This is a genomic window from Pseudomonas sp. NFPP12 (assembly GCF_900103205.1).
Classification (GTDB): domain Bacteria; phylum Pseudomonadota; class Gammaproteobacteria; order Pseudomonadales; family Pseudomonadaceae; genus Aquipseudomonas; species Aquipseudomonas protegens.
Genome location: NZ_FMWW01000004.1, coordinates 800,319 through 823,568 on the forward strand (window position 1 = coordinate 800,319; position 23,250 = coordinate 823,568).

Sequence of the window (23,250 nt, forward strand, 5' to 3'; positions counted from 1 at the left end):
GCGTCCGGGCGCCAGCCCGAACGCCACGCACTCAGACCTTGTTGAACAGACCCAGTTGGGCAATCTTGCTGAAGGCCAGCTGCGAGGCTTGCAGCATGGTCTGTTGCAGGGTCAGGCGGGTCATCACTTCGGCCGGATCGGAGTCGCTGATGGCCGAGCGGGTCTTGGTGTTGGCAGCTGCCAGGCTTTCGTTGATTTCGGTCTGGGTGTCCAGGGCCGAACCACGACCACCCACCGAACTGATACCGATGGACAGCTGGTCGATGCCACTGGCCAGGTTGGCCATCCCCGAAGCGAGGTCGGCCAGTTGCTTCTGGGTTGCCAGGGTGTTGCCGGCGGTTGGCGTGTTCAAGGCGTTTTTCAGCTGGCTCACGGTATCCAGTATGTTCTGGGTCTCGTGGGTGTTGACCGACACACTGAACTGATCGTTGGCCGCCGGAGAAGGCGCGCCGGTCAGGGTGAAGCTAACGCCTGCCGCGGTGGCGACGTTGCCCGGCCCGACCACGCCCGAGGACACCGGCTTGCTATCAGCGGTCAGTGGCGCAGCGTACAGATCGAAATTGGTAGCGCTGGTGAACTTGAGGATTGCCGAACCACTGGGGAAGGTGGAGTTGTAGGCCACCGGATCGGTAATGCTGGTGTTCGAGACCTGAGTCATGCTCGGGTTGCCCGGAGAGCGCGCCACGTTGAAGGTGTCCGGCTTGGAGCCCAGGGTGAAGGTATGCCCCGGCAGCACGGCGTTGGCGTCGTCACCGGACTTGAGGTTGACGTTCAGGCTCAGGTCGACCCCACGGAAGCTCACGGTCTGGTTCGGCGCAGTGCCGAAAACACCGCCTTTGCTGGCCTCGGCCGTCACATCGTTGCCACTGCCGTCGACGATCTTCAGCTGGGTGCCCGACACGAAGGACACGGTGTAAGGCTCGCCGCTGCGGAATTGGCTGTTGTAGGCACCGTTGTTGGCCACCTGGCCGTTGGACAGGGAAATCCGCCCGTCATCCACGGCTGGCGCGGTCATGGTGACCTGGCTGCGGCTGGTGTTCAGTGCCTGCTGGAACACGTCCCAACCGGTGCTGTTGGCGGCCATCATCATGGTGTCGCCGACCGGCAGTTGCAGGCTGCTCTGGTCACCGTTGTAGCTGTAGGTGCCATCGGAGTTGCGGCTGAACGGCGGAACATCATCCTTGGAGCCACCGAAGATGTACTTGCCGTTTTCGTCCTGGGAGTTCATCAGGCTCAGCAACTGCTCTTCGATCTGCCCCAGTTCCGAAGCATTGGCCTGGCGGTCGGCGTCGGTGTAACCGGCGTTGCCGGCACCGGAGGCCAGTTCCTTGGCGCGGGCCAGCACGTTGTTGATGCTGGTCATCACCGATTCGGTCTGGCCCAGGGAGGCCTTGATCGAGTTGGTGTTGGTCTTGTACTGGTCCAGCAACGAAGCCTGTTGGCCCAGTTGCAGCAGGCGCGCGGCACCTACCGGATCGTCGGCAGCGGTCTTGACGCGAACCAGGCTGCTGGCCTCTTCGCTGCTCTGGACCACTTTGGAAAAGTTCTTCTGGTAGTTGGTAGCCGAGGACTCGTAAAACTGGGAGGTGGAAATGCGCATGGGCTACGACTCCTTAAAGGCTGTTGATCAGCGTGCTGAAGGTTTCCTGCGCAGCCTTGATGATCTGCGACGACGCTGTGTAGTACTGCTGGAACTTGACCAGGTTGCCGGTCTCATCATCCAGGTTGACCCCGGACAGCGAGTCCCGGGCGCCCTTGGCGTTAGCCAGGATGGTGCCGGTAGCAGCGCTGTCGAGGCTGCCCTGACTGGCCTTGGCGCCGACGTTCTCGATCAGCTTGCCGTAGGCATCCACCAGGGTGATGCCTTTGCTGGCAGAACCTGTATCGACTGTCTGCTTGCTCTGCAAACCGGCCAGCGCCAGGCCGTTGCGGTTGTCCGAAGAACCGGCGCCGTTCACCGAGATGTTCATGCTGTCGCCGGCGGCGGGAGCGCCGGCCACGGTCATCTGCACGCCGAACGTCTTGGTCACCGGTGGCGTGCCGCCGTCGGTGATCGGCGCACCGCTGGCATCCAGCATGTTGATCTGCAGGTTGAGGGTGTTGGTCTGCCCGGGAACGATGGAGCCGCTGCCCATCTTGTTGCCCTTGGCATCGAAATAGTCGTAGCTCTGGCTGCCGCCTGCCGGCGCATTGAACACCACTTTGACCGGGCCCGAATTCTTGATTGCGGTCTGCATCTCAAGCTTGGCTGCGGCGTCGTAGTTGTCGATCGGCACGCTCAAGGAAGGCTGCGCGGAAATGCTCAGGGAGCTCTTGAGCCCGGCAGCCAGCTCGGCCTTCAGCGGAGCCGCGAGGGCCAGGCGCTTGGGGTCGGTCATTTCGGTCTGGATGGTGGTGGCGGCATTGCGGGTCGGGGTGATCTTGAAGCTGTCACCGGCACCGACCGTCCCATTGAGTTTCAGCGAGAAGCCATCGATCACCGGTGCCGGGCTGGTGGTGGTGCTGAAGCTGCCCATGTCGGTGCCATCGGAGCGCTTGACGCTGTAGTCGGTGGCACTGCTGAAGGTCACGGTGTAGTCGCTGGTACTCAGCTTGCCAGTGTCCTTGATGGTGACATCGAAGTTGCCCGAGCCTGCGCTGTTGGTGGCACTGCCAATGCTGCGCTGGCTGATCATCCGGGCGCTGTTGATGTCGTTGAACAGGTTGCCGCCGAAATCACCGTTCTTGTCGATGCCCTGAGCCATCAGGCTGTTCATCTGGTCGGCGACCACGAGGGCTACGCGGCCCAGCTCGTTCATCGCCGGATCCAGCACTTCGCTGCGGTAGCGCAGCAGGCCGCCGATCTCGCCACCGGTGGTGAGGTTGGTGATGTCGATGCTGCTCGAGCCCCGGTTCAACTGCAGCGCGGAGCGGCTCGGGTCGTTCTTGCCCTGCACCACTTCCAGGGTATTGGCCGAGTTACCCATGACCAGCGGCTGGCCGCTGCCCAGGTACAGGTCGACGCTGGAGCCACGCTCCGAGACCTGCACGCCGATGAAGGTCGAAAGCTGGCGCACGGTTTCATTACGCGCATCGAGCAGATCGTTGGGCATGCCGTTGCCGTTGGTCGACAGCTCGGAAATCTTCTGGTTGAGCTGGGCCACGGTGTTGGCCAGCTTGTTGACCTGGTCCGCCATGTTCGCCAGGTTGCCGTTGATATTGGTGTTCTGCTGGTTGAGCTGGCTGGATACCGAGTTGAAACGGTTGCTCAGGGCCTGGGTGTCGCTGAGCAGCAACTGCCGGGAAGCCTCGTCGGTAGGCTTGGCGTTGAGGTTCTGCACCGAGGCGAAGAACTTGGTCAGGGCGCCGGTCATGCCGGTGCCGCTGTCCGAGAGCAATTGGTCGATCGGGCTGATCTGCCCCTGGAACGCCGCGGCATCGCTGTTGAGCGAGGTGGCGGTGCGCAACTGGGCATCGAGGAAGCTGTTATAGACCCGGCGCACGTCCGCCAGGGTGGTGCCGGTGCCGATGAAGACGTTGCCATTCTGGCTGGAGGCCTTGGTGCCCTGCACGGTCTGCTGACGCGAGTACCCGGCGGTGTCGGCGTTGGCAATGTTGTTACCCGTGGTCATCAACGACGTTTGGCTGGCGGCCAGCCCCGACATCCCGATATTGAGCAAACTCATGATTCAGACCTTATAAATTCGTGGAAACGCCAGCCGCAGCGTAGTTCTGGTAATTCTTCATCTGCTTGGCTATCTGCGAAATTTTGCTTGCGTAATCCGGGTCCGTTGCATACCCGGCTTTTTGCAACTCGCGAACAAACTGTTCTGGTTTATCGGCCACCTTCAGCACTTCTTGATAGCGATTGTTGCTCTGCAACAAGGTCACCAGATCGTGGAAGCTGTCCTGATAGGAATCGTAGGAACGGAACGCCGCCGTCTCCTTGACCATCTGCCCGTTGCGAAACTCGCTGGTGATCGCCCGGGCCTGTGCACCCTGCCAACTGCTGCCGGCCTTGATGCCGAACAGGTTGTGGCTGCTGCTGCCATCCTGCTGGCGCATCACCGATTTGCCCCAGCCGGTTTCCAGGGCGGCCTGGGCCACCAGGTAGCGTGGATCGATCCCGATACGCTGGGCCGCCTGCTGCGCCATCGGTAGCATGGTGGCGACGAAGTCGTCGGCGGAACTGAAGGCACGCTTGGCCGGTGCCAGCGGCGGCTGGGCCATGGCCCGGCCATAGACCCGCATCTTGCCCTGGGACGCGGCGTAGCCCTGATTGACCCGCCACTCGCCCCGCAGCACGGCATCGGCGGCCGGGCTGTTGCGGGTCGGCGCGGCGTTCTGTGCGCCGCCCTCGGCGGCACCGGCCGACGGCACGATGCCGGTCAACAGGCGATCGGTGAGCTTGCTGGGCAGGGACAGACGCCGCTGGTTGAGCAGCACCATGTCGTTATGCGCCACGCTCGTGCGCAAAGGATCGTGGGCCCGCGAAGCCCACATCGGGCGCTGGCCGTTGACCCGGCTCAACGGACCATCCTGGGCCGTGGTACCGGCAGCGATCGGCGTCGGAGTCGCCACCGGCGCCGCGGCCGGCAAAGTCGTGGTGGCCGCATTCGGATGAGCCGGCTTGTTCTTCATCATCTGGCGCATCAGCACATTGGCCAGGCCGATACCGCCACCCTCGCGAGACAGGGACACCGCCAACTGCTGGTCATACATGTCCTGGTACTGCTTGGCGGCCGGGGTATTGAGCGGGTTGTCCTGGCCTATGACGTCAGTGGCCTTGCGCATGGACTTGAGCATTTCATTGAGAAACAGCGACTCGAACTCCTGCGCCACTTTGCGCACGTTGGCTTCGCCGTCCTTGTCGCCGACCTTCAGTTGCTGCAGGCGGTTGAGGTCGGAGTAAGACCCGGAATCGCCGCTGCCAATCAGTCCGCTCTTACGAATATCCATGGCGCTCACCTCAAATCACGATCAGGTCGGCCTGCAAGGCGCCGGCCTGTTTCAAGGCTTCAAGGATGGCCATCAAGTCGCCTGGCGCCGCGCCCACCTGGTTCACCGCCCGGACGATCTCATCCAGAGTGGTGCCCGGGCCGAACTTGAACATCGGCTTGGCTTCCTGCTGAGCATTGACCCGCGAGCGGGGCACCACCGCGGTCTGGCCATTGGACAGAGGGCCGGGCTGGCTGACGATCGGGTCTTCGGTAATGGTCACGGTCAGGCTGCCGTGGGTCACCGCCGCCGGCGAGACCTTGACGTTCTGGCCGATGACGATGGTGCCGGTACGGGAGTTGATGATGACCTTGGCCACCGCCTGCCCCGGATCGATCTCCAGATTCTCCAGGATCGACAGGTAGTCCACACGCTGGCTTGGGTCCAGGGGCGCGGTCACCCGGATCGAGCCACCGTCGATGGCTTGGGCCACGCCTGGGCCGAGCATGTCGTTGATCTTGTCGACGATGCGCTTGGCGGTGGTGAAATCCGAACGGTTGAGGTTCAGGGTCAGGCTATTGCCCTGGTTGAAACCACTGGGCACGGCACGCTCGACCGAGGCGCCACCAGGAATCCGCCCGGCCGACGGTACGTTGACGGTGATCTTCGAACCGTCGCGTCCTTCGGCATCGAAACCACCCACCACCAGGTTGCCCTGGGCGATGGCGTAGACGTTGCCATCGATACCCTTGAGCGGCGTCAGCAGCAAGGTGCCGCCGCGCAGGCTCTTGGAGTTACCAATGGAGGACACGGTGATATCCACCTGCTGGCCCGGTTTGGCGAACGCCGGCAGATCGGCACTCACCGACACCGCCGCGACGTTCTTCAACTGCACGTTGCCGGAGCCGGCCGGCACCTTGATGCCGAACTGCGACAGCATGTTGTTGAAGGTCTGCAGGGTGAACGGCGTCTGGGTAGTCTGGTCGCCGGTACCGTTAAGCCCGACCACCAGGCCATAGCCGATCAACTGGTTGGAACGCACGCCGGAAATGCTGGCGATGTCCTTCAACCGCTCGGCCTGGACGCCAAGGGAAGTGGACAGCAACAACGCCGCCGCCATCAGGTGCTTGAAATTGAGCATGAGTCTTTTCATCACCTAGAAAGGGAACAGCGGGCTGAGGAAGAAACGGTCGAACCAGCCAGGCTGGTTGGCATCGGCAAACGAGCCGGTGCCCGAATAGGTGATGCGAGCATCCGCGACCCGGGTCGAGGACACGGTGTTGTCGGTGGCGATGTCGTCCGCCCGTACCAGGCCTGCAATCCGCACCAGCTCATCGCCGGTGTTGAGGGTCATCCACTTCTCGCCGCGCACCGCGATGATGCCGTTGGGCAGTACGTCGGCCACGGTCACGGTGATCGAACCGGTCAGGCTATTGCTCTGGGCCGCCTTGCTGTCGCCCTTGGTGGCGCGGTTGCCGCTGTAGCCGGCATTCAAGGTCAGGTCGCCGTCGCCCAGCGGATTGTTGGTGTTGGGCACGGCACCGAACAGCGAGGTCAGGCCAATGCTGTTGGAACTGGTCTTGGTCAGCGCCGAGTTGGCACCCTTGCTGGCGTTGGTCCGCTCGTTCAGGGTGATGGTGATGATGTCACCGACCCGGAACGCCTTGCGGTCGCTGTACAGGTTCTGCTCGAAGCCGGCCTGGTAGATCGAACCGTTGTTGGACGCGGAAGGCAGCGGCGTACGCGGCAGCACCGGCGCGTAGTAAGGGTCATTGGGCTTGGGCGGCGGGGCGACACAGCCCGCGAGCACGGCACTCCCACTCAGCGCTAGAACACAAATAAACCGATTCATGACCCTTCCTCACGATGTTGCCGGTGCGCCACTTCAGACCCGTGGCGACCTCAAGACTTGATTACAGCTTCTGCGTAATGAACGAGAGCATCTGGTCCGCGGTGGAGATCACCTTGGAGTTCATCTCGTAAGCGCGCTGAGTGGTGATCATGTTGACCATCTCCTCAACGGTGCTGACGTTGGAGGCTTCCAGAGTGTTCTGCAGTGTGGTGCCGAAACCGTTGAGGCCCGGGGTACCGATCTGCGGCGCGCCACTGGCGGCGGTTTCCAGGAACAGGTTGTTGCCCTGGGCCTGCAGGCCTGCCGGGTTGATGAAGTCGGCGGTTTGCAGGTTGCCGATCACCTGGGACGCCGGGTTGCCGGCAATGGTGATGGACACGGTGCCGTCCTGGCCTACGGTGAAGGTCTGCGCATCGTTGGGCACGACAACCGCAGGCTCCAGGGCAAAACCGCTGGCGGTGACGATCTGGCCGTCGGAGTTCAGGTGGAAAGTACCGTCACGGGTGTAGGCCGTGGTGCCATCGGGCTGCAGGATCTGGAAGAAACCGCGGCCGTTGATGGCCAGGTCCAGAGGCTGCTCGGTGGTCTGCAGGCTGCCGGCGGTGAAGTTCTTCTGGGTGCCGACAATGCGCACACCGGTACCGACCTGCAGGCCGGTTGGCAGCTCGCTGTCCTGGGTGGACTGGGCCCCCGGCTGACGCTTGATCTGGTACAGCAGGTCCTGGAACTCGGCGCGATCACGTTTGAAGCCCGTGGTCGAGACGTTCGCCAAGTTGTTGGAAATGACAGTCAGGTTGGTGTCCTGGGCGGACAGACCGGTTTTGGCAACCCATAGAGCCGGAAGCATTGATTTCTCCTCTCGCGCCTGTTTTACGGCGCTAGATACTGGTAATTAGCTGATCTGCAAGACCCGAGCCATGGCCTGGTCGTCTTCTTTGGCGCTGTTCATCATCTTCACGTGCAATTCGAACTGCCGGGACAAGGCCAGCACCGCGGTCATCTCTTCAACGGCGTTGACGTTGCTCGACTCCAGGAAGCCCGAGACCACCTGGACATTGGCATCGGCGGGTGCCGGCTGGCCGTCCTTGGTCTTGATCGAGCCGTCCAGGCCTTTGGTGAGGTTCTTGATGTCCGGATTGACCAGCTTGATGCGGTCGACCTCGGCCATGACTCGCGGGCCCTCGCCCATGGCGCGAATGCTGATGGTGCCGTCCTGGCCGACTTCAATCTTCTGCTCCGGCGGCACGGCGATCGGACCGCCATTGCCCATCACCGGCATGCCGTTGCCGGCGCGCAGCACACCCAGGGCGTCGACATTCAAACTGCCGGTGCGCACATAGCTTTCGCTGCCGTCGGGGCTCTGCACGGCGATCCAGCCGTTGCCGCTGACGGCCACGTCCAGGTCACGACCGGTCTCCACCATCGAGCCGGCACTGAAATCCGTTGCCGGGCGCTCGCTCATGGCAAAGGCGCGCGCCGGAAAGCTGTCACCAAATACCGGCATCGCACGGGCCTGCTCCAGGTCGCGCTGAAAACCATTGGTAGAGATGTTCGCCAGATTGTTGGCATGAGCCTTTTGCGCCAGTGCATTCTGGCTGGCGCCGGTCATTGCCACATAAAGGTACTTGTCCACAGTCTTTCCTCTGTCTGCCGGACGTTTGCCGCCCACCGCTGTACTGCGAAGCCATAAGCAATAAGCGCACCAACTTTTTCACGCAGTGGTGATCCCCAGGCGGGGCAAGGCTTTGCCTGATTACAGAGGAAAAAACAGCGCTGACAGAAGACGGAAAAACGGCGGTCTTATGCCGCTACCGGCAAGTAACGGCCCGGATACAAGCCTAGGGATTGTCGCCGGCATTCTTGCCGACCTCGTATTCGCGCAGTTTGTTGGCGATGGTGGTGTGGGAAACCCCCAGCCGCTTGCCCAGCTGACGGCTACTGGGATGTTCGGCGTACAGACTCTCGAGCACGGCCTTTTCAAAGCGCCCGACAATCTGTTCCAGGCCACCCTCCAGGGAGAAATCGCCAAGCGGCTGGCGCGCACCATAGTCCGGCAGCCGGATGTGCTCGGTCTTGACCGTACCGCCATCGCACAGGGAAACCGCCTGAAACAGCACGTTCTCCAGTTGCCGCACATTGCCCGGCCAGTGGTAGTGACTGAGGCGTTCCATGGCCGCCGGCGCCAGACGCGGCAACGGGCAACCGATCTGCCGGCTGGCCTGGTCGAGAAAGTGCTCCACCAGGGGGGGCAGGCCGTCGAGGCATTCGCGCAATGGCGGAATGTGCAGGGACAGCACATTCAACCGGTGATAGAGGTCCTGGCGGAACTCGCCCCTGGCGCACAGCTCGGAAAGATCCACCTGGGTCGCGCAGATCACCCGCACATCCAGGTACACCTCTTCATCGCTGCCGACCCGGCGGAAGCAGCCATCCTGCAGGAAGCGCAGCAGCTTGACCTGCAAGCGCGGGCTCATCTCCCCTACCCCGTCGAGAAACAGGGTGCCACCGGCGGTCAGCTCCAGCAGCCCCAGCTTGCCCTCTGCCCGAGCCCCCTCGAAGGCGCCGGGGCCGTAGCCGAACAGTTCGGTCTCGGCCATGGACTCCGGCAACCCGGCGCAGTTCAGGGCCATCAGCGGCGACTGCCCGCGCGGGCTGGCCAGGTGACAGGCACGGGCCAGCAGCTCCTTGCCGGTCCCGGTCTCGCCCTCGATCAGCAACGGCGCATCCAGCGGCGCCATGCGCCGAGCCTCACGCACCACCGCCGCCATGACTTTCGAACTCTGGAAGATGCTGTCGAAGCCCCGCAGCTCCTGCTTGCGCACGTTGTAGATGCGCTCGCCAACGCGATCCGCCCGGTGCAAGGTCAATACCGCGCCGGCCATGGCTTCGCTGTCGTCATGTTCCGATTGCAGCGGCGCGATGTCCGCCAGGAACACATCGCCCCTGACCTTGACCCGCAACCCGTTGATCCGCGACTGGTTGGCCCGCACCAGTTCCGGCAGGTCGAAGTCTTCGGCGTAGCGCGACAGGGGAATGCCCGGCACCTCGTCCACCCGCACCCCCAGCAACTGCGCTGCAGCCCGGTTGGCCGCCACGATGGAGCCGCCCATGTCGATGGACAGCACCGGGAATTCCAGGGCCCCCAACAGCGCATTGAGCTCCATGTGCCGGCGCTCGCTGGGCATCAACCCGACTCGCTTGACGCCAAACACCCCGGCGATGGACTCGAACTTGGGGCGCAGTGCCTGGAATTGCAGGTTGATCAGGTTCGGGCAGTGCAAATAGATGGCATTTCCATGCTCGCCCCCCACCTCGCCACGGGCCACGTTGATCCCGTATTCCACCAGCAGGTTGAGAATGTCGCGCAGGATGCCGATGCGATTCTGGCAGTGAACTTTGATACGCATAGAAGGAAGGCCCTGGGACTGGCAGTGAAAGGCATAAGCGCCGAAAACCGACGCTTATGGCATCGGGTTTTACAAACTTTCTGCAGGATGGCGCAGATAGTCGTCAAGATTATGTGACAGCAAACGGCTTTTTCAAACCTGAAAACCCACCACAGGGTGGAGACCCCGCCAGATTCGTAACGTTTACTTTACAAATTGATGCGCGACAGCCCTCTACCCGCACCGGCCACCTGCTGCAAAGCGTCGCACCCTCGGGTATCACTGGGGTCACACATAACAAGAACGCATCCCCTGGCAGGAGAGCAGCATGAAGCAGACGCAGTACGTGGCCCGCGAGCCCGACGCGCAAGGTTTTATCGACTATCCACCCGAAGAGCACGCGGTGTGGAACACCCTGATCACACGCCAGTTGAAAGTGATCGAGGGCCGTGCGTGCCAGGAATACCTGGACGGCATCGACAAGCTCGGATTGCCCCACGACCGTATTCCGCAACTGGGCGAAATCAACAAGGTCCTGGGTGAAACCACCGGCTGGCAAGTGGCCCGGGTACCGGCGCTGATCCCCTTCCAGACTTTCTTCGAACTGCTGGCCAGCAAGCGCTTTCCCGTGGCGACCTTCATTCGCACCCGCGAAGAACTCGACTACCTGCAAGAGCCGGACATCTTCCACGAGATCTTTGGCCACTGCCCGCTGCTGACCAACCCCTGGTTCGCCGAATTCACCCACACCTACGGCAAGCTCGGCCTGCAAGCCACCAAGGAAGAGCGGGTGTACCTGGCGCGCCTGTACTGGATGACCATCGAGTTCGGCCTGGTGGACACCCCGGCCGGGCGGCGCATCTATGGCGGCGGCATCCTGTCCTCGCCCAAGGAGACCGTGTACAGCCTGTCCGAAGAGCCGGAACACCAGGCCTTCGACCCGCTGGAAGCCATGCGCACGCCGTATCGCATCGACATCCTGCAGCCGATCTATTTCACCCTGCCCAACCTCAAGCGCCTGTTCGACCTGGCCCACGAAGACATCATGGCCCTGGTCCACCAAGGCATGCAGCTGGGCCTGCACGCCCCCAAGTTTCCGCCAAAACCCAAGGCGGCCTGAGCGGCCCGCACTCGCGAGCCGCTGCGAAAGATAGTAACTTCCAACAAGAATTGAATCCTGGGAACCCACCATGACCGCTCTGAACCAAGCCCATTGCGAAGCCTGCCGTGCCGATGCTCCTCAAGTCAGCGACGAAGAACTGCCGGTACTGATCAAGCAGATCCCTGACTGGAACATCGAAGTTCGCGATGGCGTAATGCAGCTGGAAAAAGTCTTCCTGTTCAAGAACTTCAAATTTGCCCTGGCCTTCACCAACGCCATGGGCGAGATCTCCGAGGCCGAAGGCCACCACCCGGGCCTGCTCACCGAGTGGGGTAAGGTCACCGTGACCTGGTGGAGCCACTCGATCAAGGGCCTGCACCGCAACGACTTCATCATGGCAGCCCGCACCGATGAAGTGGCCAAGACCGCAGAAGGACGCAAGTAATGCACTTCGACGCCATCGGCCGGGTTCCCGGCGACCCGATTCTCGGCCTGATGGGGGCCTACGCCAACGATCCCAACCCGCGCAAGTTCGACCTCGGCGTGGGGGTCTACAAGGACTCCCAGGGCCTGACGCCGATCCCGCGCTCGGTGAAGCTGGCCGAACAGCGCCTGGTGGACAGCCAGGACACCAAGATCTACATCGGCGGCCATGGCGACGCGGCCTTCGGCAAGGTGATCAATGAACTGGTACTGGGCAGCGATTCGAAACTGATCGCCACCCAGCGTGCCGGCGCCACGCAAACCCCGGGCGGCACTGGCGCCCTGCGCCTGAGTGCCGACTTCATCGCCCACTGCCTGCCGGGCCGTGGCGTGTGGTTGAGCAACCCGACCTGGCCGATCCACGAGACCATCTTTGCCGCGGCCGGGGTCAAGGTCAGTCACTACCCCTATGTGGGCAGCGACAACCGCCTGGACGTCGAGGCCATGCTGGCGACCCTGAACCAGGTGCCCGAGGGCGACGTGGTGCTGCTGCACGCCTGCTGCCACAACCCCACCGGCTTCGACCTCGGCCACGCCGACTGGCAACGCGTGCTGGACGTGGTACGCAGCCGCAAGCTGCTGCCGCTGATCGACTTCGCCTACCAGGGCTTCGGCGACGGCCTGGAGCAGGATGCCTGGGCAGTGCGGCTGTTCGCCGCCGAACTGCCGGAAGTGCTGATCACCAGCTCCTGCTCGAAGAACTTCGGCCTGTACCGCGACCGGACCGGCGCGTTGATCGTCTGCACCCAGGACGCCGAGAAATTGCTCGATGTGCGCAGCCAACTGGCCCATATCGCCCGTAACCTGTGGTCCACGCCACCGGATCACGGCGCGGCGGTGGTCGCCACCATCCTCGGCGACCCGGAGCTGAAAAGCCTCTGGGCGGACGAAGTGGAAGCCATGCGCCTGCGAATCGCGCAACTGCGCGCCGGCCTGCTGGAGGCCTTGCAGCCTTACGGCCTGGCCGAACGTTTCGCGCATATCGGCGTGCAACGGGGAATGTTCTCCTACACCGGCCTGAGCCCTGCCCAGGTCCAGGAACTGCGCGACCACCACAGCGTGTACATGGTCAGCTCCGGCCGCGCCAACGTGGCCGGGATCGACGCCAGCCGCCTGGACTTGCTGGCTGAAGCCATCGCCCGGGTCGTATAGCAACTTGCGCACCGTCACAGGCAGCCCTCTGGCTGCCTGTGACGGCAAGCCGCACCACTCGATGAAATCCCTTTCATCCCAAAAAGCGCGATAAAAATCTTTTTGTCATTTCCAGTGCTGTATCCTGCCCAAGCTTTTTAAAAGCGCGGATCTACCCAGCGATTTAAAAAACAGACTTTGCGAGGAGCAACGACATGCATGAGATCCCGAATCTCCCCTTCCCAAGCCTGCACGAAACTGAGCAGACAACTCCGCCACAAGCCAGTGCCGACAAGCCTGTAGTGCAAGAAGCCGCCGACAGCCGCAAGGCCGACAGCGAAGACTGAAAGCTGTAACCAGACCGTGTGGAAAGCGCTACTCAAGCGCTTTCCACACCGCCTGAAACCCTCCTACCGAGCCCCGCCGCACCATGACCGAATCCTTCAGCGAAACCCAAGCCAGCGTGCTGATCGGCACTGCCGAACAGATGATCGACGTGTGGAATCGCCTCAGCGAAGAAAAACAGGCCGCCCTGCTGGCCCGCTTCGGCACCCAGGAAAACGCCCTGGCCGCCCTGGTCACCACCCGGTTGCTGGGCAACAATGACGCCTGAACCGACTCCGGCCAGGTAAAAATCTGAACAACACATCGATTTCCCCCACAACCCCTCCCTGCACATCGGTATCATAAGCAGCCTATCTATTGAGCTGTCGCAGTGGTCCCCTTCCCATGCCAGATACCCAGCGCCCCTTGACGGTCACGCTGCACGTCGTCTCCATCGTCCTGTTCACCTTTATCGGCTACCTGAATATCGGCATTCCGCTGGCGGTGCTGCCGGGCTACGTGCACAGCGAGCTGGGCTTTGGCGCCGTGATCGCCGGCCTGGTGATCAGCGTGCAATACCTGGCCACCCTGCTCAGCCGGCCCTATGCCGGGCGCATCATCGACAATCTGGGCAGCAAGCGCGCGGTGATGTACGGCCTGGCCGGCTGTGGCTTGAGCGGGGTGTTCATGCTGCTTTCGGCCTGGCTGCACAACCTGCCGACCCTGAGCCTGATCAGCTTGCTGGTCGGCCGCCTGGTCCTGGGCAGCGCGGAAAGCCTGGTGGGCTCGGGCTCCATCGGCTGGGGCATCGGCCGGGTCGGGGCGCAGAATACCGCCAAGGTGATTTCCTGGAACGGCATCGCCAGCTACGGCGCCCTGGCCATCGGCGCGCCGCTGGGGGTGTGGCTGGTAAGCCGGCTGGGGCTGTGGAGCATGGGAGCGAGCATCATCCTGCTGGCGCTGCTCGGCCTGCTGCTGGCCTGGCCGAAACTCGCCGCGCCGATCGTTGCCGGCGAGCGCTTGCCGTTCATCCACGTGCTGGGCAAGGTATTTCCCCATGGCTGCGGCCTGGCCCTGGGCTCCATCGGCTTTGGCACCATCGCCACCTTCATCACCCTGTACTACGCCACCCGGCACTGGGACAACGCCGTACTGTGCCTGAGCCTGTTCGGTGCCAGCTTCATCGGCGCGCGACTGCTGTTCGGCAACCTGATCAACCGCCTCGGCGGCTTTCGCGTGGCGATTGCCTGCCTGTCGGTGGAAACCCTCGGCCTGTTGCTGCTGTGGCTGGCCCCGGATGCCAATTGGGCCCTGGCCGGCGCAGCCCTGAGCGGCTTCGGCTTCTCCCTGGTATTCCCGGCCCTGGGGGTGGAAGCGGTGAACCTGGTGCCAGCCTCCAGCCGCGGCGCGGCAGTGGGGGCCTACTCGCTGTTCATCGACCTGTCGCTGGGCATCACCGGCCCGCTGGCGGGGGCGATTGCTGCTGGTTTCGGCTTTGCCTCGATCTTCCTGTTCGCCGCCATCGCTGCCTGCACCGGCCTGGTGCTGAGCCTGTACCTGTACCACCAGGCGCCCAAGCTGCGCCAGGAACGCGAGGCGCGCTAGAAGTCCACTTTGCCGCGCCCGGCCTTGATGCTGCCGCGCTTGGCCTTGGTCTCCAGGCGGCGCTTCTTCGAACCCAGGGTCGGCTTGGTCGGGCGGCGCTTCTTCTCCACCTTGATGGCGCTGAGAATCAGCTCGGTTAGGCGCTCCAGGGCATCGGCGCGGTTCTGCTCCTGGGTTCGGTACTGCTGGGCCTTGAGGATGATCACGCCGTCACTGGTGATGCGGCTGTCGCGCAACGCCAGCAGGCGCTCCTTGTAGAACGGAGGCAGGGACGAAGCCGGAATGTCGAAGCGCAGGTGCACCGCGCTGGACACCTTGTTGACGTTCTGCCCACCGGCGCCCTGGGCACGGATGGCGGTCAGCTCGATCTCGGCATCCGGCAGATGCACGTTGTTGGAAATCACCAGCATGGAACAGGAATCCGTCTTCAGGGCGCATAGGATACCCCCATTCCCCACGCTCTTGCGGGCCTCTTCGCTGGCAAGCCAGCCCCCTACAGCGGTCAGGCACACCGTAGGAGCCGGCTTGCCGGCGAAAGCGATCTCAGCCCCCGACAAAAATCACGGCCATGAAAAACCCGGCCGGAGCCGGGTTAGTCGTTGCCAGGGCCGCGCTTACTTCAGCGAAGCACTGGCTGCCTGCAGCGCGTGCTGGGCACTGCGCTTGTTCTTGATGCAGTAGCAGACCCACATGAACACCACCCACACCGGGATCGCGTACACCGAGATCTGGATGCCCGGAATCATCAGCATGATGCCCAGGATGAACACCACGAACGCCAGGCAGACATAGTTGCCGTAGGGGTACCACAGCGCCTTGAACAGCGAGGTCTGGCCGGTACGCTCCATGTGCTGGCGGAACTTGAAGTGCGAGTAGCTGATCATCGCCCAGTTGATCACCAGGGTCGCCACTACCAGGGACATCAGCAGCTCCAGGGCATGCTGCGGAATCAGGTAGTTGAGCACCACGGCGACGAAGGTCACCAGCGCCGAAGCGAGGATCGACATCACCGGCACGCCGCGCTTGTCGATCTTGGCCAGGGCCTTGGGCGCATCGCCCTGCTCGGCCATGCCCAGGAGCATGCGGCTGTTGCAATAGGTGCCGCTGTTGTACACCGACAGCGCCGCGGTCAGGACCACGAAGTTGAGGATGTGCGCCGCGGTGTTGCTGCCCAGCATCGAGAACACCTGGACGAAGGGGCTGCCGCTGTAGGCATCGCCGGAAGCGTTCAGGGTCACCAGCAGGGTGTCCCACGGCGTCAGCGACAGCAGCACCACCAGGGCGCCGATGTAGAAAATCAGGATGCGATAGATCACCTGGTTGATCGCCTTGGGGATCACGGTCTTCGGCTTGTCGGCTTCCGCTGCAGTGAAACCGAGCATTTCCAGGCCACCGAAGGAGAACATGATGATTGCCATGGCCATCACCAGGCCGCTGACCCCATTGGGGAAGAAGCCGCCGTGGGACCACAGGTTGCTCACCGAGGCCTGCGGGCCGCCGTGGCCACTGACCAGCAGGTAGCTGCCCAGGGCGATCATGCCGACGATGGCGACCACCTTGATGATGGCGAACCAGAACTCGGCCTCGCCGAAGACCTTGACGTTGGCCAGGTTGATGGCGTTGATCATGACGAAGAACACGGCTGCCGAGGCCCAGGTCGGGACGTCCGGCCACCAGTAGTGCACATACTTGCCGACCGCTGTCAGCTCCGACATGCCCACCAGGATATAGAGGATCCAGCAGTTCCAGCCCGAGAGGAAACCGGCAAAGCCGCCCCAGTATTTATGGGCAAAGTGGCTGAAGGAGCCGGCCACCGGCTCCTCGACGATCATCTCGCCGAGCTGGCGCATGATCATGAAAGCGATGAAACCGCAGATGGCATAACCGAGGATCATCGACGGGCCGGCGGACTTGAGCACCCCGGCCGACCCCAGGAACAAACCGGTACCAATCGCGCCGCCCAGGGCGATCAGTTGAATATGGCGATTCTTCAGGCCGCGTTTCAGCTCGCCCGAATGCGAGTTTTGTCCACTCATGAAAAGGCTCTCACGCAAGGTAATGTGTGTCAGACGTTGCCGCCCGGTAAAGGCTTAAGCGGCGCGGATCAAACCCCAGCGCAGGCACCAGAAGTTCAGCGTTCTTTTAACGGTCATGCGTCACCTGTTTGTTTTTATCTGTGACGAAATCGAACCCACCACGCTCGTGACGCGGCGGAGTGAACAAGGTGGATAACCTTGAGTTTATTGGCCTTGCAGCGAGCTCTTCAGCGCCTCGCAAGCGGTCTGGAAAGCACGTTTCAGGCGCAAAATGCGCGGGTACGCAGTTGGGTCACAGTTAAAACGCCGCGCATTGTACACCCCTGACTCCCTGCCGCCAGACACCGCTTTATCAGCGTGCCGGTAACCGGAATCCTGCGGGGCCAGCCCGATGCTCGGCATCGGCGGCGCGAAAGTGGACGGACCGAGTGGGGTCGTCGATGAATGAGCGAAGGCCATCGCCCATCGAAGGGTGTGAGTGAAAGTCGGTTACGGCGTTCATTGCGCCTCCTTCTTGTTATGCACCTGTACGCAGGCAGATGTGCATCTCACCTGCCTTGGCGCCCCGGAACAAGCGGGCTAGAGCCTCGGCGGTGGCTTTCCCGAACAACTGCCGGCAGCTTTTCCTTACAGTGCATCCATCGCCGCGGATTACAGGCGGATCACGGCGCATTTCGTAATTTTTTCTTTACGAGGCGTAACGATAAATTGCCAAACCAGATCAACTGGCGAACCGACTGCAAATTGACACCCACACCGCCCGACAAGCGGAAAAGCCTTAGCTTTTTGTTTTCAAGGGATAAATATTTCACCTCAAAATAGAAAATAAAGTTCAGCAGAAAATAATCTAATTATTTTTTTGCACTTCAAAATGCCCTGGACTAGGTTTCCAGCCACTTGCCGGCTCAGCCAGCCGACAAGTTCCGGGAGTGGATGAGCGGCCCAGCAACCTTCCCGTTCTCCGCTGTTCAACTGCTCCGCCAATGGACTGCTTACACGCACTGTATCTAGGAGAGACACCATGCAAGCACTGGAACAAGACCTGGAAACCGAACTGCAACTGGACGATTGGTTCGAAGCCGCCACCCATGAAGCAGCAGTGGAAATGATGCAGGCTGACGCGGTGGTGCCATTCGGCACCGCCATGTGGCCGATGTAAGGCGCCCGGACCGGTGCAGGCCTGGTGCCTGCGCCGGTCACCTTTGTCCTCCAGGGAGGTTTTATGGACCAGACCCGCGCCATCCGCCATTTCCTGTACTACCTCGAGCGGCATCCGGCCTTGAGCGGCGCCCAGCCCTCCAGGGTGGTGATCGGCCACACCGCCGAGTACCAGGCCATGGTCAGCGCCATCCTCGAACAGTCGCGCCAGGCCACCCCACTGACGGTCAGCGCCCTGCGCCTGGACCAGGAGCCGGCGGCGACCCTTGCCCAGGCCATCATCGACTGTGACCTGTACATTTTCTTCTACGACTCCTCGACCCTGCCCCAGCCACGCCCCGACGGCCCGGAGTTCCTGCGGCCACTACATGGGCTGATGGCCGAGCACTGGAAGAAGTCCCTGCTGTTCAAGGATTACGGCGAGTACTTCTACGACACCTTCAGCGTCGAGCCGCAACGCATTGCCGACCTCAACGCCACTCTGATCCGCCGCCTGTCCCAGGCCACCACCCTGAGCTTCAGCGACCTTCAGGGCTCATATTTCGAAGCGCCCTTGAACAGCGTGAAGAAATGGACTGACATCAACGGCGTCGGCAACTACGACCTGGCACCGGGGGAAATCGCCACCCACAGCGATGCCATCAACGGCCATGTGAAGTTTCTCGGCACCTTCCTCAGCACCATCCCTTTCGCCCGCAAGTACGGGGTGCTGAAAGCACCGCTGGAACTGTGGATCGAGAACTCCAGCATCAGCCGGGTGGCCACCGAGGTGCCGGGGCTGGCCAATGACTTCAACAAGTACCTGGATGCCAACCCGTCCAACCGGCGCATAGAGGAACTGGGAATCGGCACCAACGAGGGCATCAGGTCCCTCTACGGGCGCAACTCCGGCTTCGAAGAGCGCCATTGCGGCCTGCACCTGGGCCTGGGGGGCGGCGCCAAAGGCAGCCATCACCTGGACCTGATCTTCAGCTCCGGAGTGCTGGCGGTGGATAACAAGCCTGTGTTCGACGGCCAGTTCGCCTTCTAGCGTAGGAGCTGGCAAGCGAAGGCCGCTTTCAGCCTGCGCAAGCCGGGTGGCCCGGTTCGCCGGCAAGCCGGCTCCTGCGCAGTTGCAGGCAAAAAAAAACGCCAACCCGGAGGTTGGCGTTTTTGTCGGCAGGCCGGGAATCACTCCGGCTTGCGGCGACCAAAACCGGGACGCTGGCCGGAACCGGCCGGGGCGCCACGGCGCTTGCCGGACGGTGCGTCCTTGTCCAGCACCAGGCTTGGGCGCTTGGACTTGGGCGCCGGCTTGGCCGGACGCTTGGTGTCCGCCGGGCGTTCGGCCACCGGAGTGCCGCGGCCAGTAGCCGGACGCGGAGCACGGGAGCCACGCTCGCCATCCGGACGGGCAGCCGGCTTGCGGCCAGGACGCTCGCCTTCGATCTGCGGCTCGCGGGAAACACGCGGCGTGGCCGCGCTGCCATTGGCCGGACGCAGGGTGCGCACGCGCTCGCTCTTGCCCACCGGACGCGAGGATTTGCGCTGCATGCGCTCCAGCTTGTCCTTGGACTTGGCATTGAGCTGCGGCATGGCCACCGGCGTCAGGCCGACTTCGGCGCTGAGCACATCGACTTCGTACTGGCTCATTTCGCGCCAGCGGCCCATGGGCAGGTCGGAGTTGAGGAACACCGGACCGAAGCGCACGCGCTTCAGGCGGCTGACCACCAGGCCCTGGGATTCCCACAAGCGGCGCACTTCACGGTTGCGACCTTCCATCACCACGCAGTGGTACCAGTGGTTGAAACCTTCGCCACCGGGCGCCTGCTGAATGTCGGTGAACTTGGCCGGGCCGTCTTCGAGCATGACGCCGGCCTTGAGGCGCTCGATCATCTCGTCGTCGACCTCGCCACGCACACGCACCGCGTACTCACGGTCCATCTCGTAGGAAGGGTGCATCAGGCGGTTGGCCAGCTCACCGTCGGTGGTGAACATCAAAAGACCGGTGGTGTTGATGTCCAGGCGGCCAATGTTGATCCAGCGGCCTTCGCGCGGACGCGGCAGCTTGTCGAATACGGTCGGGCGGCCTTCCGGGTCGTCGCGGGTGCAGATCTCGCCGTCGGGCTTGTTGTACATGATCACGCGGCGCACCGATTCGGCGGCCTCTTCGCGCTTGATCACCTTGCCATCGATGGAAATGGCGTCATGCAGGTCGACGCGCAGGCCCAGGGTGGCCTCTTTGCCGTTGACCTTGATCCGGCCCTGGCTGATCCAGGACTCGACATCGCGGCGCGAGCCGACGCCGATGCGGGCGAGGACTTTCTGCAGTTTTTCGCCGGCTGGACGGATTTCCTGGTCGTTCTGATCGGTATCGCTCATCTGGGCACCTCCCGGTGTGTCGCTTCAGGCTTGAGCGGCCTGAAGGGTGGAAAACAGGGTCTGTGGCGAAGGGATCGCCAAAGGGTCGCGAATCATACGCTCATGGCGGCGGTTGCGCATCACAGACTAGTTGATAAGTCGCCCCTCAGGACTTTTTCCGCCGGCCGGTGGCGCGCAATTGCAGCAGGCGCATGGCGGCTTCAGCCAGCACTTGACGGCGCTCGGCCTTGTCGAGCTTCTTCCAGGCCTTGATCTCACGCTTGCTGCGCCCGCAGCCGATGCAGATGTCATCGCTGAACTTGCACACGCTGATGCAGGGATCCTTGGCAGAACTCATCCATCACCTCTGTAGGAGCCGGCTTGCCGGCGAAAAAAACCGCCAGCCATGCGCCGAGCCGGCCAGCGACTACAAGGTCAATCGTCCAGCAGGCGGCGTTCGTTTTCGATGGCTTCGGCCAGGGCCAGGGCTTCGGCCTCTTCCTCGCTCAACTGCGGCGTAGCAGGCTCCAGTGCAGCTACTGCGGCGAGCAACTTGGCCCGGGCCTCAGCCACGCCCAGCACATCATCCTCTGCTTCGACCGGCGGCCGGTCCTCGGGTTCGACCGGGAATTCATCGGGTTCATCGGCGAGGAACTCAGATTCGGTCCGGGCCTCCTCCTGCGGGAGATCCGGCACCGGCTCTTGCACTCCTCCCTGCTCCGGTTCCACCACACCATCACGGTGCAAGTCTTCGAAGTCGGTCTTGATCCCCTCCTCCATGGAATCCAGCTCCAGCAGCAGGGTATGGAAACTGGTTTCTTCCTTGGGCTCCTCCGGCTCGGCGCTGGCATCGGCCAGTTGTTGCAGGTGCTCGGGCACCGGCGCGTCGTCGAATTCCAGTACCGGCTCGGCCTCGATTTCCCGCAGTTCCGCCAAGGGCGGCAGGTCGTCGAGGTTCTTCAGGTTGAAGTGATCGAGAAATGCCTTGGTGGTGGCGAACATCGCCGGCTTGCCCGGTACGTCGCGATACCCCACCACGCGGATCCACTCACGTTCCAGCAGGGTCTTGACGATATGGCTGTTGACCGCCACGCCACGCACGTCCTCGATCTCGCCCCGGGTGATGGGTTGGCGATAGGCGATCAGGGCCATCGTTTCCAGCATGGCGCGCGAGTAACGCTGCGGGCGCTCTTCCCACAGGCGGCCGACCCAGGGCGCGAACTTCTCGCGGATCTGCAGGCGATAGCCCGAGGCCACTTCCTTGAGCTCGAAGGCCCGCCCTTCGCAGGACTTGCCGAGCAGGGCCAGGGCTTTCTTGAAGACCGCCGGGTCCGGCCGCTCGGCTTCTTCGAAGAGCTCGAACAGGCGTTCCAGGGACTGGGGTTTTCCCGAGGCCAACAGAAAGGCTTCGAGCAGGGGCGCCAGCTCGCGGGGTTCATTCAGGTTCATGATTTAAGCTCGTTATTCGGCTCGCGCCCGTACGTGGATGGCCGCAAAGGGCTCATTCTGCACCAGCTCGACCAGGGATTCCTTGACCAGTTCGAGGATCGCCATGAAGGTCACCACCACCCCCAGGCGCCCTTCCTCGGCGGTGAACAACTCGACAAAGGGCACGAAACCGCCGCCCTTGAGCCGTTCCAGCACATCGCTCATGCGCTCGCGGGTGGACAGCGCCTCGCGGCTCACCTGATGGCTTTCGAACATGTCGCCACGGCGCAGCACCTCGGCCATGGACATCAGCAACTCTTCCAGGGCCACATCCGGCAGCAGCTTGCGCGCCCGGGCCTCCGGGGCGTCGAGCTTGGGCACCAGCACATCGCGACCGACCCGGCTCAGGCCGTCGATGCCCTCGGCGGCCGCCTTGAAGCGCTCGTATTCCTGCAGGCGGCGGATCAGTTCGGCCCGCGGATCGTCCTCTTCTTCCTCGACCTCGGCTGAGCGCGGCAGGAGCATGCGCGACTTGATCTCGGCAAGCATTGCCGCCATCACCAGATACTCGGCGGCCAGTTCCAGGCGCACCGACTGCATCAGCTCCACATAACCCATGTACTGGCGGGTGATCTCCGCCACCGGGATGTCGAGGATGTTGATGTTCTGCTTGCGGATCAGGTACAGCAGCAGGTCCAGCGGGCCCTCGAAGGCTTCGAGAAAGACTTCCAGGGCATCCGGGGGGATGTACAGGTCCAGGGGCATTTCCATGACCGCCTGGCCGTAGACCATGGCGAAGGGCAGCTCCTGCTGGGCGCCGGCCTGGTCGTCGACGGTTTCCACTGCGGACATCTAGGCCTCGGCCATGAACGGCGCAGGGTCACCGCAACCGACGCGGATCACTTCCGGCTCGCCGTCGGCGAGGTTGATCACCGTGGACGACTCGGTGCTGCCGAAACCGCCATCGATGATCAGGTCCACCTGGTGCTCCAGCAACTGGCGCATCTCGTAGGGATCGCTCAGGGCCTCGGTATCACCGGGCATGATCAGGCTGACGCTCATCAGCGGCTCTCCCAGCTCGGCCAGCAGCGCCAGGGCGATCGGGTTGCTCGGCACCCGCAGGCCTATGGTCCGGCGCTTGGGATGCAGCAGCAGGCGCGGCACTTCCCGGGTGGCGTTGAGAATGAAGGTGTAGGGCCCCGGCACATGGGCCTTGAGCAGACGGAAAGTGCCCGTGTCGATCTTGGCGAACAGGCCCAACTGCGAAAGGTCGCTGCAGATCAGCGCGAAGTTGTGCTTGTCGTCCAACTGGCGCAGGCGTCGAACCCGTTCGATTGCGCCCTTGTCACCCATCTGGCAGGCGACGGCGTAGGACGAATCCGTGGGATAGATCACCACACCGCCGCTGCGAATGATCTCGACGGCCTGTTTGATCAGGCGTGGCTGGGGGTTTTCCGGGTGGATCTGGAAAAATTGACTCACTGTCTC

General features: G+C 62.8%; 23 protein-coding genes. 8 read left to right on the top strand and 15 right to left on the bottom strand.

Features of this window, described 5'->3' with window-relative positions; all coding sequences use genetic code 11:
- Positions 1-31: 31 nt before the first annotated feature.
- The 8 genes from BLS75_RS20810 to BLS75_RS20845 all read right to left on the bottom strand — a co-directional run bounded on the left by BLS75_RS20810 (position 32) and on the right by BLS75_RS20845 (position 10,176).
- On the bottom strand, positions 32-1,600 hold the full coding sequence (locus tag BLS75_RS20810) for a flagellar hook-associated protein 3 (protein WP_011059955.1): 1,569 nt from the start codon (positions 1,598-1,600) through the stop codon (positions 32-34).
- A 13-nt stretch (positions 1,601-1,613) separates the two neighbouring features.
- The gene (gene flgK, locus BLS75_RS20815; protein ID WP_011059954.1) at positions 1,614-3,665 is read right to left on the bottom strand and encodes a flagellar hook-associated protein FlgK; all 2,052 of its coding nucleotides are present in this window, start codon (positions 3,663-3,665) and stop codon (positions 1,614-1,616) included.
- Between the two features lie 10 nt (positions 3,666-3,675).
- Complete coding sequence (flgJ, locus tag BLS75_RS20820) at positions 3,676-4,938, bottom strand: flagellar assembly peptidoglycan hydrolase FlgJ (protein WP_072451695.1); 1,263 nt, start codon at positions 4,936-4,938, stop codon at positions 3,676-3,678.
- 10 nt (positions 4,939-4,948) lie between these two features.
- Positions 4,949-6,058 carry a flagellar basal body P-ring protein FlgI gene (locus BLS75_RS20825; protein ID WP_011059952.1) on the bottom strand — a complete coding sequence of 370 codons (1,110 nt, stop codon included), beginning with the start codon at positions 6,056-6,058 and terminating at the stop codon, positions 4,949-4,951.
- Between the two features lie 15 nt (positions 6,059-6,073).
- Entirely contained in the window at positions 6,074-6,769 is a 696-nt protein-coding gene (gene flgH, locus BLS75_RS20830) for a flagellar basal body L-ring protein FlgH (RefSeq protein WP_011059951.1), read from the bottom strand.
- A gap of 61 nt (positions 6,770-6,830) precedes the next feature.
- The gene (gene flgG, locus BLS75_RS20835; protein WP_011059950.1) at positions 6,831-7,616 is read right to left on the bottom strand and encodes a flagellar basal-body rod protein FlgG; all 786 of its coding nucleotides are present in this window, start codon (positions 7,614-7,616) and stop codon (positions 6,831-6,833) included.
- Between the two features lie 45 nt (positions 7,617-7,661).
- Complete coding sequence (gene flgF / locus BLS75_RS20840; RefSeq protein ID WP_015634616.1) at positions 7,662-8,402, bottom strand: flagellar basal-body rod protein FlgF; 741 nt, start codon at positions 8,400-8,402, stop codon at positions 7,662-7,664.
- A 205-nt stretch (positions 8,403-8,607) separates the two neighbouring features.
- Positions 8,608-10,176 (bottom strand): sigma-54-dependent phenylalanine hydroxylase transcriptional regulator PhhR, encoded by a 1,569-nt coding sequence (locus BLS75_RS20845; RefSeq protein WP_019092865.1) that lies wholly within the window; start codon positions 10,174-10,176, stop codon positions 8,608-8,610.
- 307 nt (positions 10,177-10,483) lie between these two features.
- Here BLS75_RS20845 and phhA point away from each other — a divergent pair, with 307 nt between their 5' ends.
- From phhA to BLS75_RS20870, 6 genes are all read left to right on the top strand, one after another.
- Positions 10,484-11,275 (top strand): phenylalanine 4-monooxygenase, encoded by a 792-nt coding sequence (phhA, locus tag BLS75_RS20850; protein WP_011059947.1) that lies wholly within the window; start codon positions 10,484-10,486, stop codon positions 11,273-11,275.
- A 70-nt stretch (positions 11,276-11,345) separates the two neighbouring features.
- On the top strand, positions 11,346-11,702 hold the full coding sequence (locus tag BLS75_RS20855; RefSeq protein ID WP_007930096.1) for a 4a-hydroxytetrahydrobiopterin dehydratase: 357 nt from the start codon (positions 11,346-11,348) through the stop codon (positions 11,700-11,702).
- A complete protein-coding gene (locus BLS75_RS20860) occupies positions 11,702-12,892 on the top strand; it encodes an amino acid aminotransferase (RefSeq protein ID WP_072451696.1) in 1,191 nt (396 codons plus the stop codon). Before BLS75_RS20855 ends, BLS75_RS20860 begins: the two co-directional genes overlap by 1 nt.
- A 194-nt stretch (positions 12,893-13,086) precedes the next feature.
- Complete coding sequence (locus BLS75_RS32755) at positions 13,087-13,218, top strand: hypothetical protein (RefSeq protein ID WP_015634613.1); 132 nt, start codon at positions 13,087-13,089, stop codon at positions 13,216-13,218.
- 83 nt (positions 13,219-13,301) lie between these two features.
- Complete coding sequence (locus BLS75_RS20865) at positions 13,302-13,484, top strand: hypothetical protein (RefSeq protein WP_011059945.1); 183 nt, start codon at positions 13,302-13,304, stop codon at positions 13,482-13,484.
- A 116-nt stretch (positions 13,485-13,600) separates the two neighbouring features.
- Positions 13,601-14,800: an MFS transporter gene (locus BLS75_RS20870; RefSeq protein WP_072451697.1), complete on the top strand. Its 1,200-nt coding sequence runs from the start codon at positions 13,601-13,603 to the stop codon at positions 14,798-14,800.
- Here BLS75_RS20870 and arfB read toward each other — a convergent pair.
- Together arfB and BLS75_RS20880 are read right to left on the bottom strand one after the other, a co-directional pair.
- Entirely contained in the window at positions 14,797-15,210 is a 414-nt protein-coding gene (arfB, locus tag BLS75_RS20875; protein ID WP_011059943.1) for an alternative ribosome rescue aminoacyl-tRNA hydrolase ArfB, read from the bottom strand. The two genes, BLS75_RS20870 and arfB, sit on opposite strands and share 4 nt — an antisense overlap.
- A 204-nt stretch (positions 15,211-15,414) precedes the next feature.
- Positions 15,415-16,836 (bottom strand): amino acid permease, encoded by a 1,422-nt coding sequence (locus tag BLS75_RS20880; protein WP_011059942.1) that lies wholly within the window; start codon positions 16,834-16,836, stop codon positions 15,415-15,417.
- 1,021 nt (positions 16,837-17,857) lie between these two features.
- On the opposite strand from BLS75_RS20880, the gene BLS75_RS32420 reads away from it, so the two are divergent.
- Positions 17,858-17,995 carry a hypothetical protein gene (locus tag BLS75_RS32420; protein WP_011059941.1) on the top strand — a complete coding sequence of 46 codons (138 nt, stop codon included), beginning with the start codon at positions 17,858-17,860 and terminating at the stop codon, positions 17,993-17,995.
- Positions 17,996-18,058: 63 nt separating this feature from the next.
- Positions 18,059-19,024, top strand: a complete 966-nt coding sequence (locus BLS75_RS20885) for a CgnE/CgnB domain-containing protein (protein WP_015634612.1) — start codon at positions 18,059-18,061, stop codon at positions 19,022-19,024.
- Between the two features lie 140 nt (positions 19,025-19,164).
- Here BLS75_RS20885 and rluB read toward each other — a convergent pair whose 3' ends face one another.
- The 5 genes from rluB to BLS75_RS20910 form a co-directional block, all read right to left on the bottom strand.
- Positions 19,165-20,355 carry a 23S rRNA pseudouridine(2605) synthase RluB gene (gene rluB, locus BLS75_RS20890; protein WP_041116636.1) on the bottom strand — a complete coding sequence of 397 codons (1,191 nt, stop codon included), beginning with the start codon at positions 20,353-20,355 and terminating at the stop codon, positions 19,165-19,167.
- A 145-nt stretch (positions 20,356-20,500) separates the two neighbouring features.
- Entirely contained in the window at positions 20,501-20,692 is a 192-nt protein-coding gene (locus tag BLS75_RS20895) for a DUF1289 domain-containing protein (protein ID WP_011059938.1), read from the bottom strand.
- 77 nt (positions 20,693-20,769) lie between these two features.
- Positions 20,770-21,783: an SMC-Scp complex subunit ScpB gene (scpB, locus tag BLS75_RS20900; protein WP_019093745.1), complete on the bottom strand. Its 1,014-nt coding sequence runs from the start codon at positions 21,781-21,783 to the stop codon at positions 20,770-20,772.
- A 12-nt stretch (positions 21,784-21,795) separates the two neighbouring features.
- On the bottom strand, positions 21,796-22,494 hold the full coding sequence (locus BLS75_RS20905; RefSeq protein ID WP_169893818.1) for a segregation and condensation protein A: 699 nt from the start codon (positions 22,492-22,494) through the stop codon (positions 21,796-21,798).
- A 120-nt stretch (positions 22,495-22,614) separates the two neighbouring features.
- Positions 22,615-23,244, bottom strand: a complete 630-nt coding sequence (locus BLS75_RS20910) for an L-threonylcarbamoyladenylate synthase (protein ID WP_041120586.1) — start codon at positions 23,242-23,244, stop codon at positions 22,615-22,617.
- Positions 23,245-23,250: the final 6 nt, after the last annotated feature.

What these genes read in the sequence shown, in the direction of transcription:
- BLS75_RS20810 (WP_011059955.1), bottom strand. Translation starts at nt 1,600, where the DNA reads ATGCGCATTTCCACCTCCCAGTTTTACGAGTCCTCGGCTACCAACTAC.
- flgK (WP_011059954.1), bottom strand. Translation starts at nt 3,665, where the DNA reads ATGAGTTTGCTCAATATCGGGATGTCGGGGCTGGCCGCCAGCCAAACG.
- flgJ (WP_072451695.1), bottom strand. Translation starts at nt 4,938, where the DNA reads ATGGATATTCGTAAGAGCGGACTGATTGGCAGCGGCGATTCCGGGTCT.
- BLS75_RS20825 (WP_011059952.1), bottom strand. Translation starts at nt 6,058, where the DNA reads ATGCTCAATTTCAAGCACCTGATGGCGGCGGCGTTGTTGCTGTCCACT.
- flgH (WP_011059951.1), bottom strand. Translation starts at nt 6,769, where the DNA reads ATGAATCGGTTTATTTGTGTTCTAGCGCTGAGTGGGAGTGCCGTGCTC.
- flgG (WP_011059950.1), bottom strand. Translation starts at nt 7,616, where the DNA reads ATGCTTCCGGCTCTATGGGTTGCCAAAACCGGTCTGTCCGCCCAGGAC.
- BLS75_RS20845 (WP_019092865.1), bottom strand. Translation starts at nt 10,176, where the DNA reads ATGCGTATCAAAGTTCACTGCCAGAATCGCATCGGCATCCTGCGCGAC.
- phhA (WP_011059947.1), top strand. Translation starts at nt 10,484, where the DNA reads ATGAAGCAGACGCAGTACGTGGCCCGCGAGCCCGACGCGCAAGGTTTT.
- BLS75_RS20855 (WP_007930096.1), top strand. Translation starts at nt 11,346, where the DNA reads ATGACCGCTCTGAACCAAGCCCATTGCGAAGCCTGCCGTGCCGATGCT.
- BLS75_RS20860 (WP_072451696.1), top strand. Translation starts at nt 11,702, where the DNA reads ATGCACTTCGACGCCATCGGCCGGGTTCCCGGCGACCCGATTCTCGGC.
- BLS75_RS32755 (WP_015634613.1), top strand. Translation starts at nt 13,087, where the DNA reads ATGCATGAGATCCCGAATCTCCCCTTCCCAAGCCTGCACGAAACTGAG.
- BLS75_RS20865 (WP_011059945.1), top strand. Translation starts at nt 13,302, where the DNA reads ATGACCGAATCCTTCAGCGAAACCCAAGCCAGCGTGCTGATCGGCACT.
- BLS75_RS20870 (WP_072451697.1), top strand. Translation starts at nt 13,601, where the DNA reads ATGCCAGATACCCAGCGCCCCTTGACGGTCACGCTGCACGTCGTCTCC.
- arfB (WP_011059943.1), bottom strand. Translation starts at nt 15,210, where the DNA reads ATGCTGGTGATTTCCAACAACGTGCATCTGCCGGATGCCGAGATCGAG.
- BLS75_RS20880 (WP_011059942.1), bottom strand. Translation starts at nt 16,836, where the DNA reads ATGAGTGGACAAAACTCGCATTCGGGCGAGCTGAAACGCGGCCTGAAG.
- BLS75_RS32420 (WP_011059941.1), top strand. Translation starts at nt 17,858, where the DNA reads ATGCAAGCACTGGAACAAGACCTGGAAACCGAACTGCAACTGGACGAT.
- BLS75_RS20885 (WP_015634612.1), top strand. Translation starts at nt 18,059, where the DNA reads ATGGACCAGACCCGCGCCATCCGCCATTTCCTGTACTACCTCGAGCGG.
- rluB (WP_041116636.1), bottom strand. Translation starts at nt 20,355, where the DNA reads ATGAGCGATACCGATCAGAACGACCAGGAAATCCGTCCAGCCGGCGAA.
- BLS75_RS20895 (WP_011059938.1), bottom strand. Translation starts at nt 20,692, where the DNA reads ATGAGTTCTGCCAAGGATCCCTGCATCAGCGTGTGCAAGTTCAGCGAT.
- scpB (WP_019093745.1), bottom strand. Translation starts at nt 21,783, where the DNA reads ATGAACCTGAATGAACCCCGCGAGCTGGCGCCCCTGCTCGAAGCCTTT.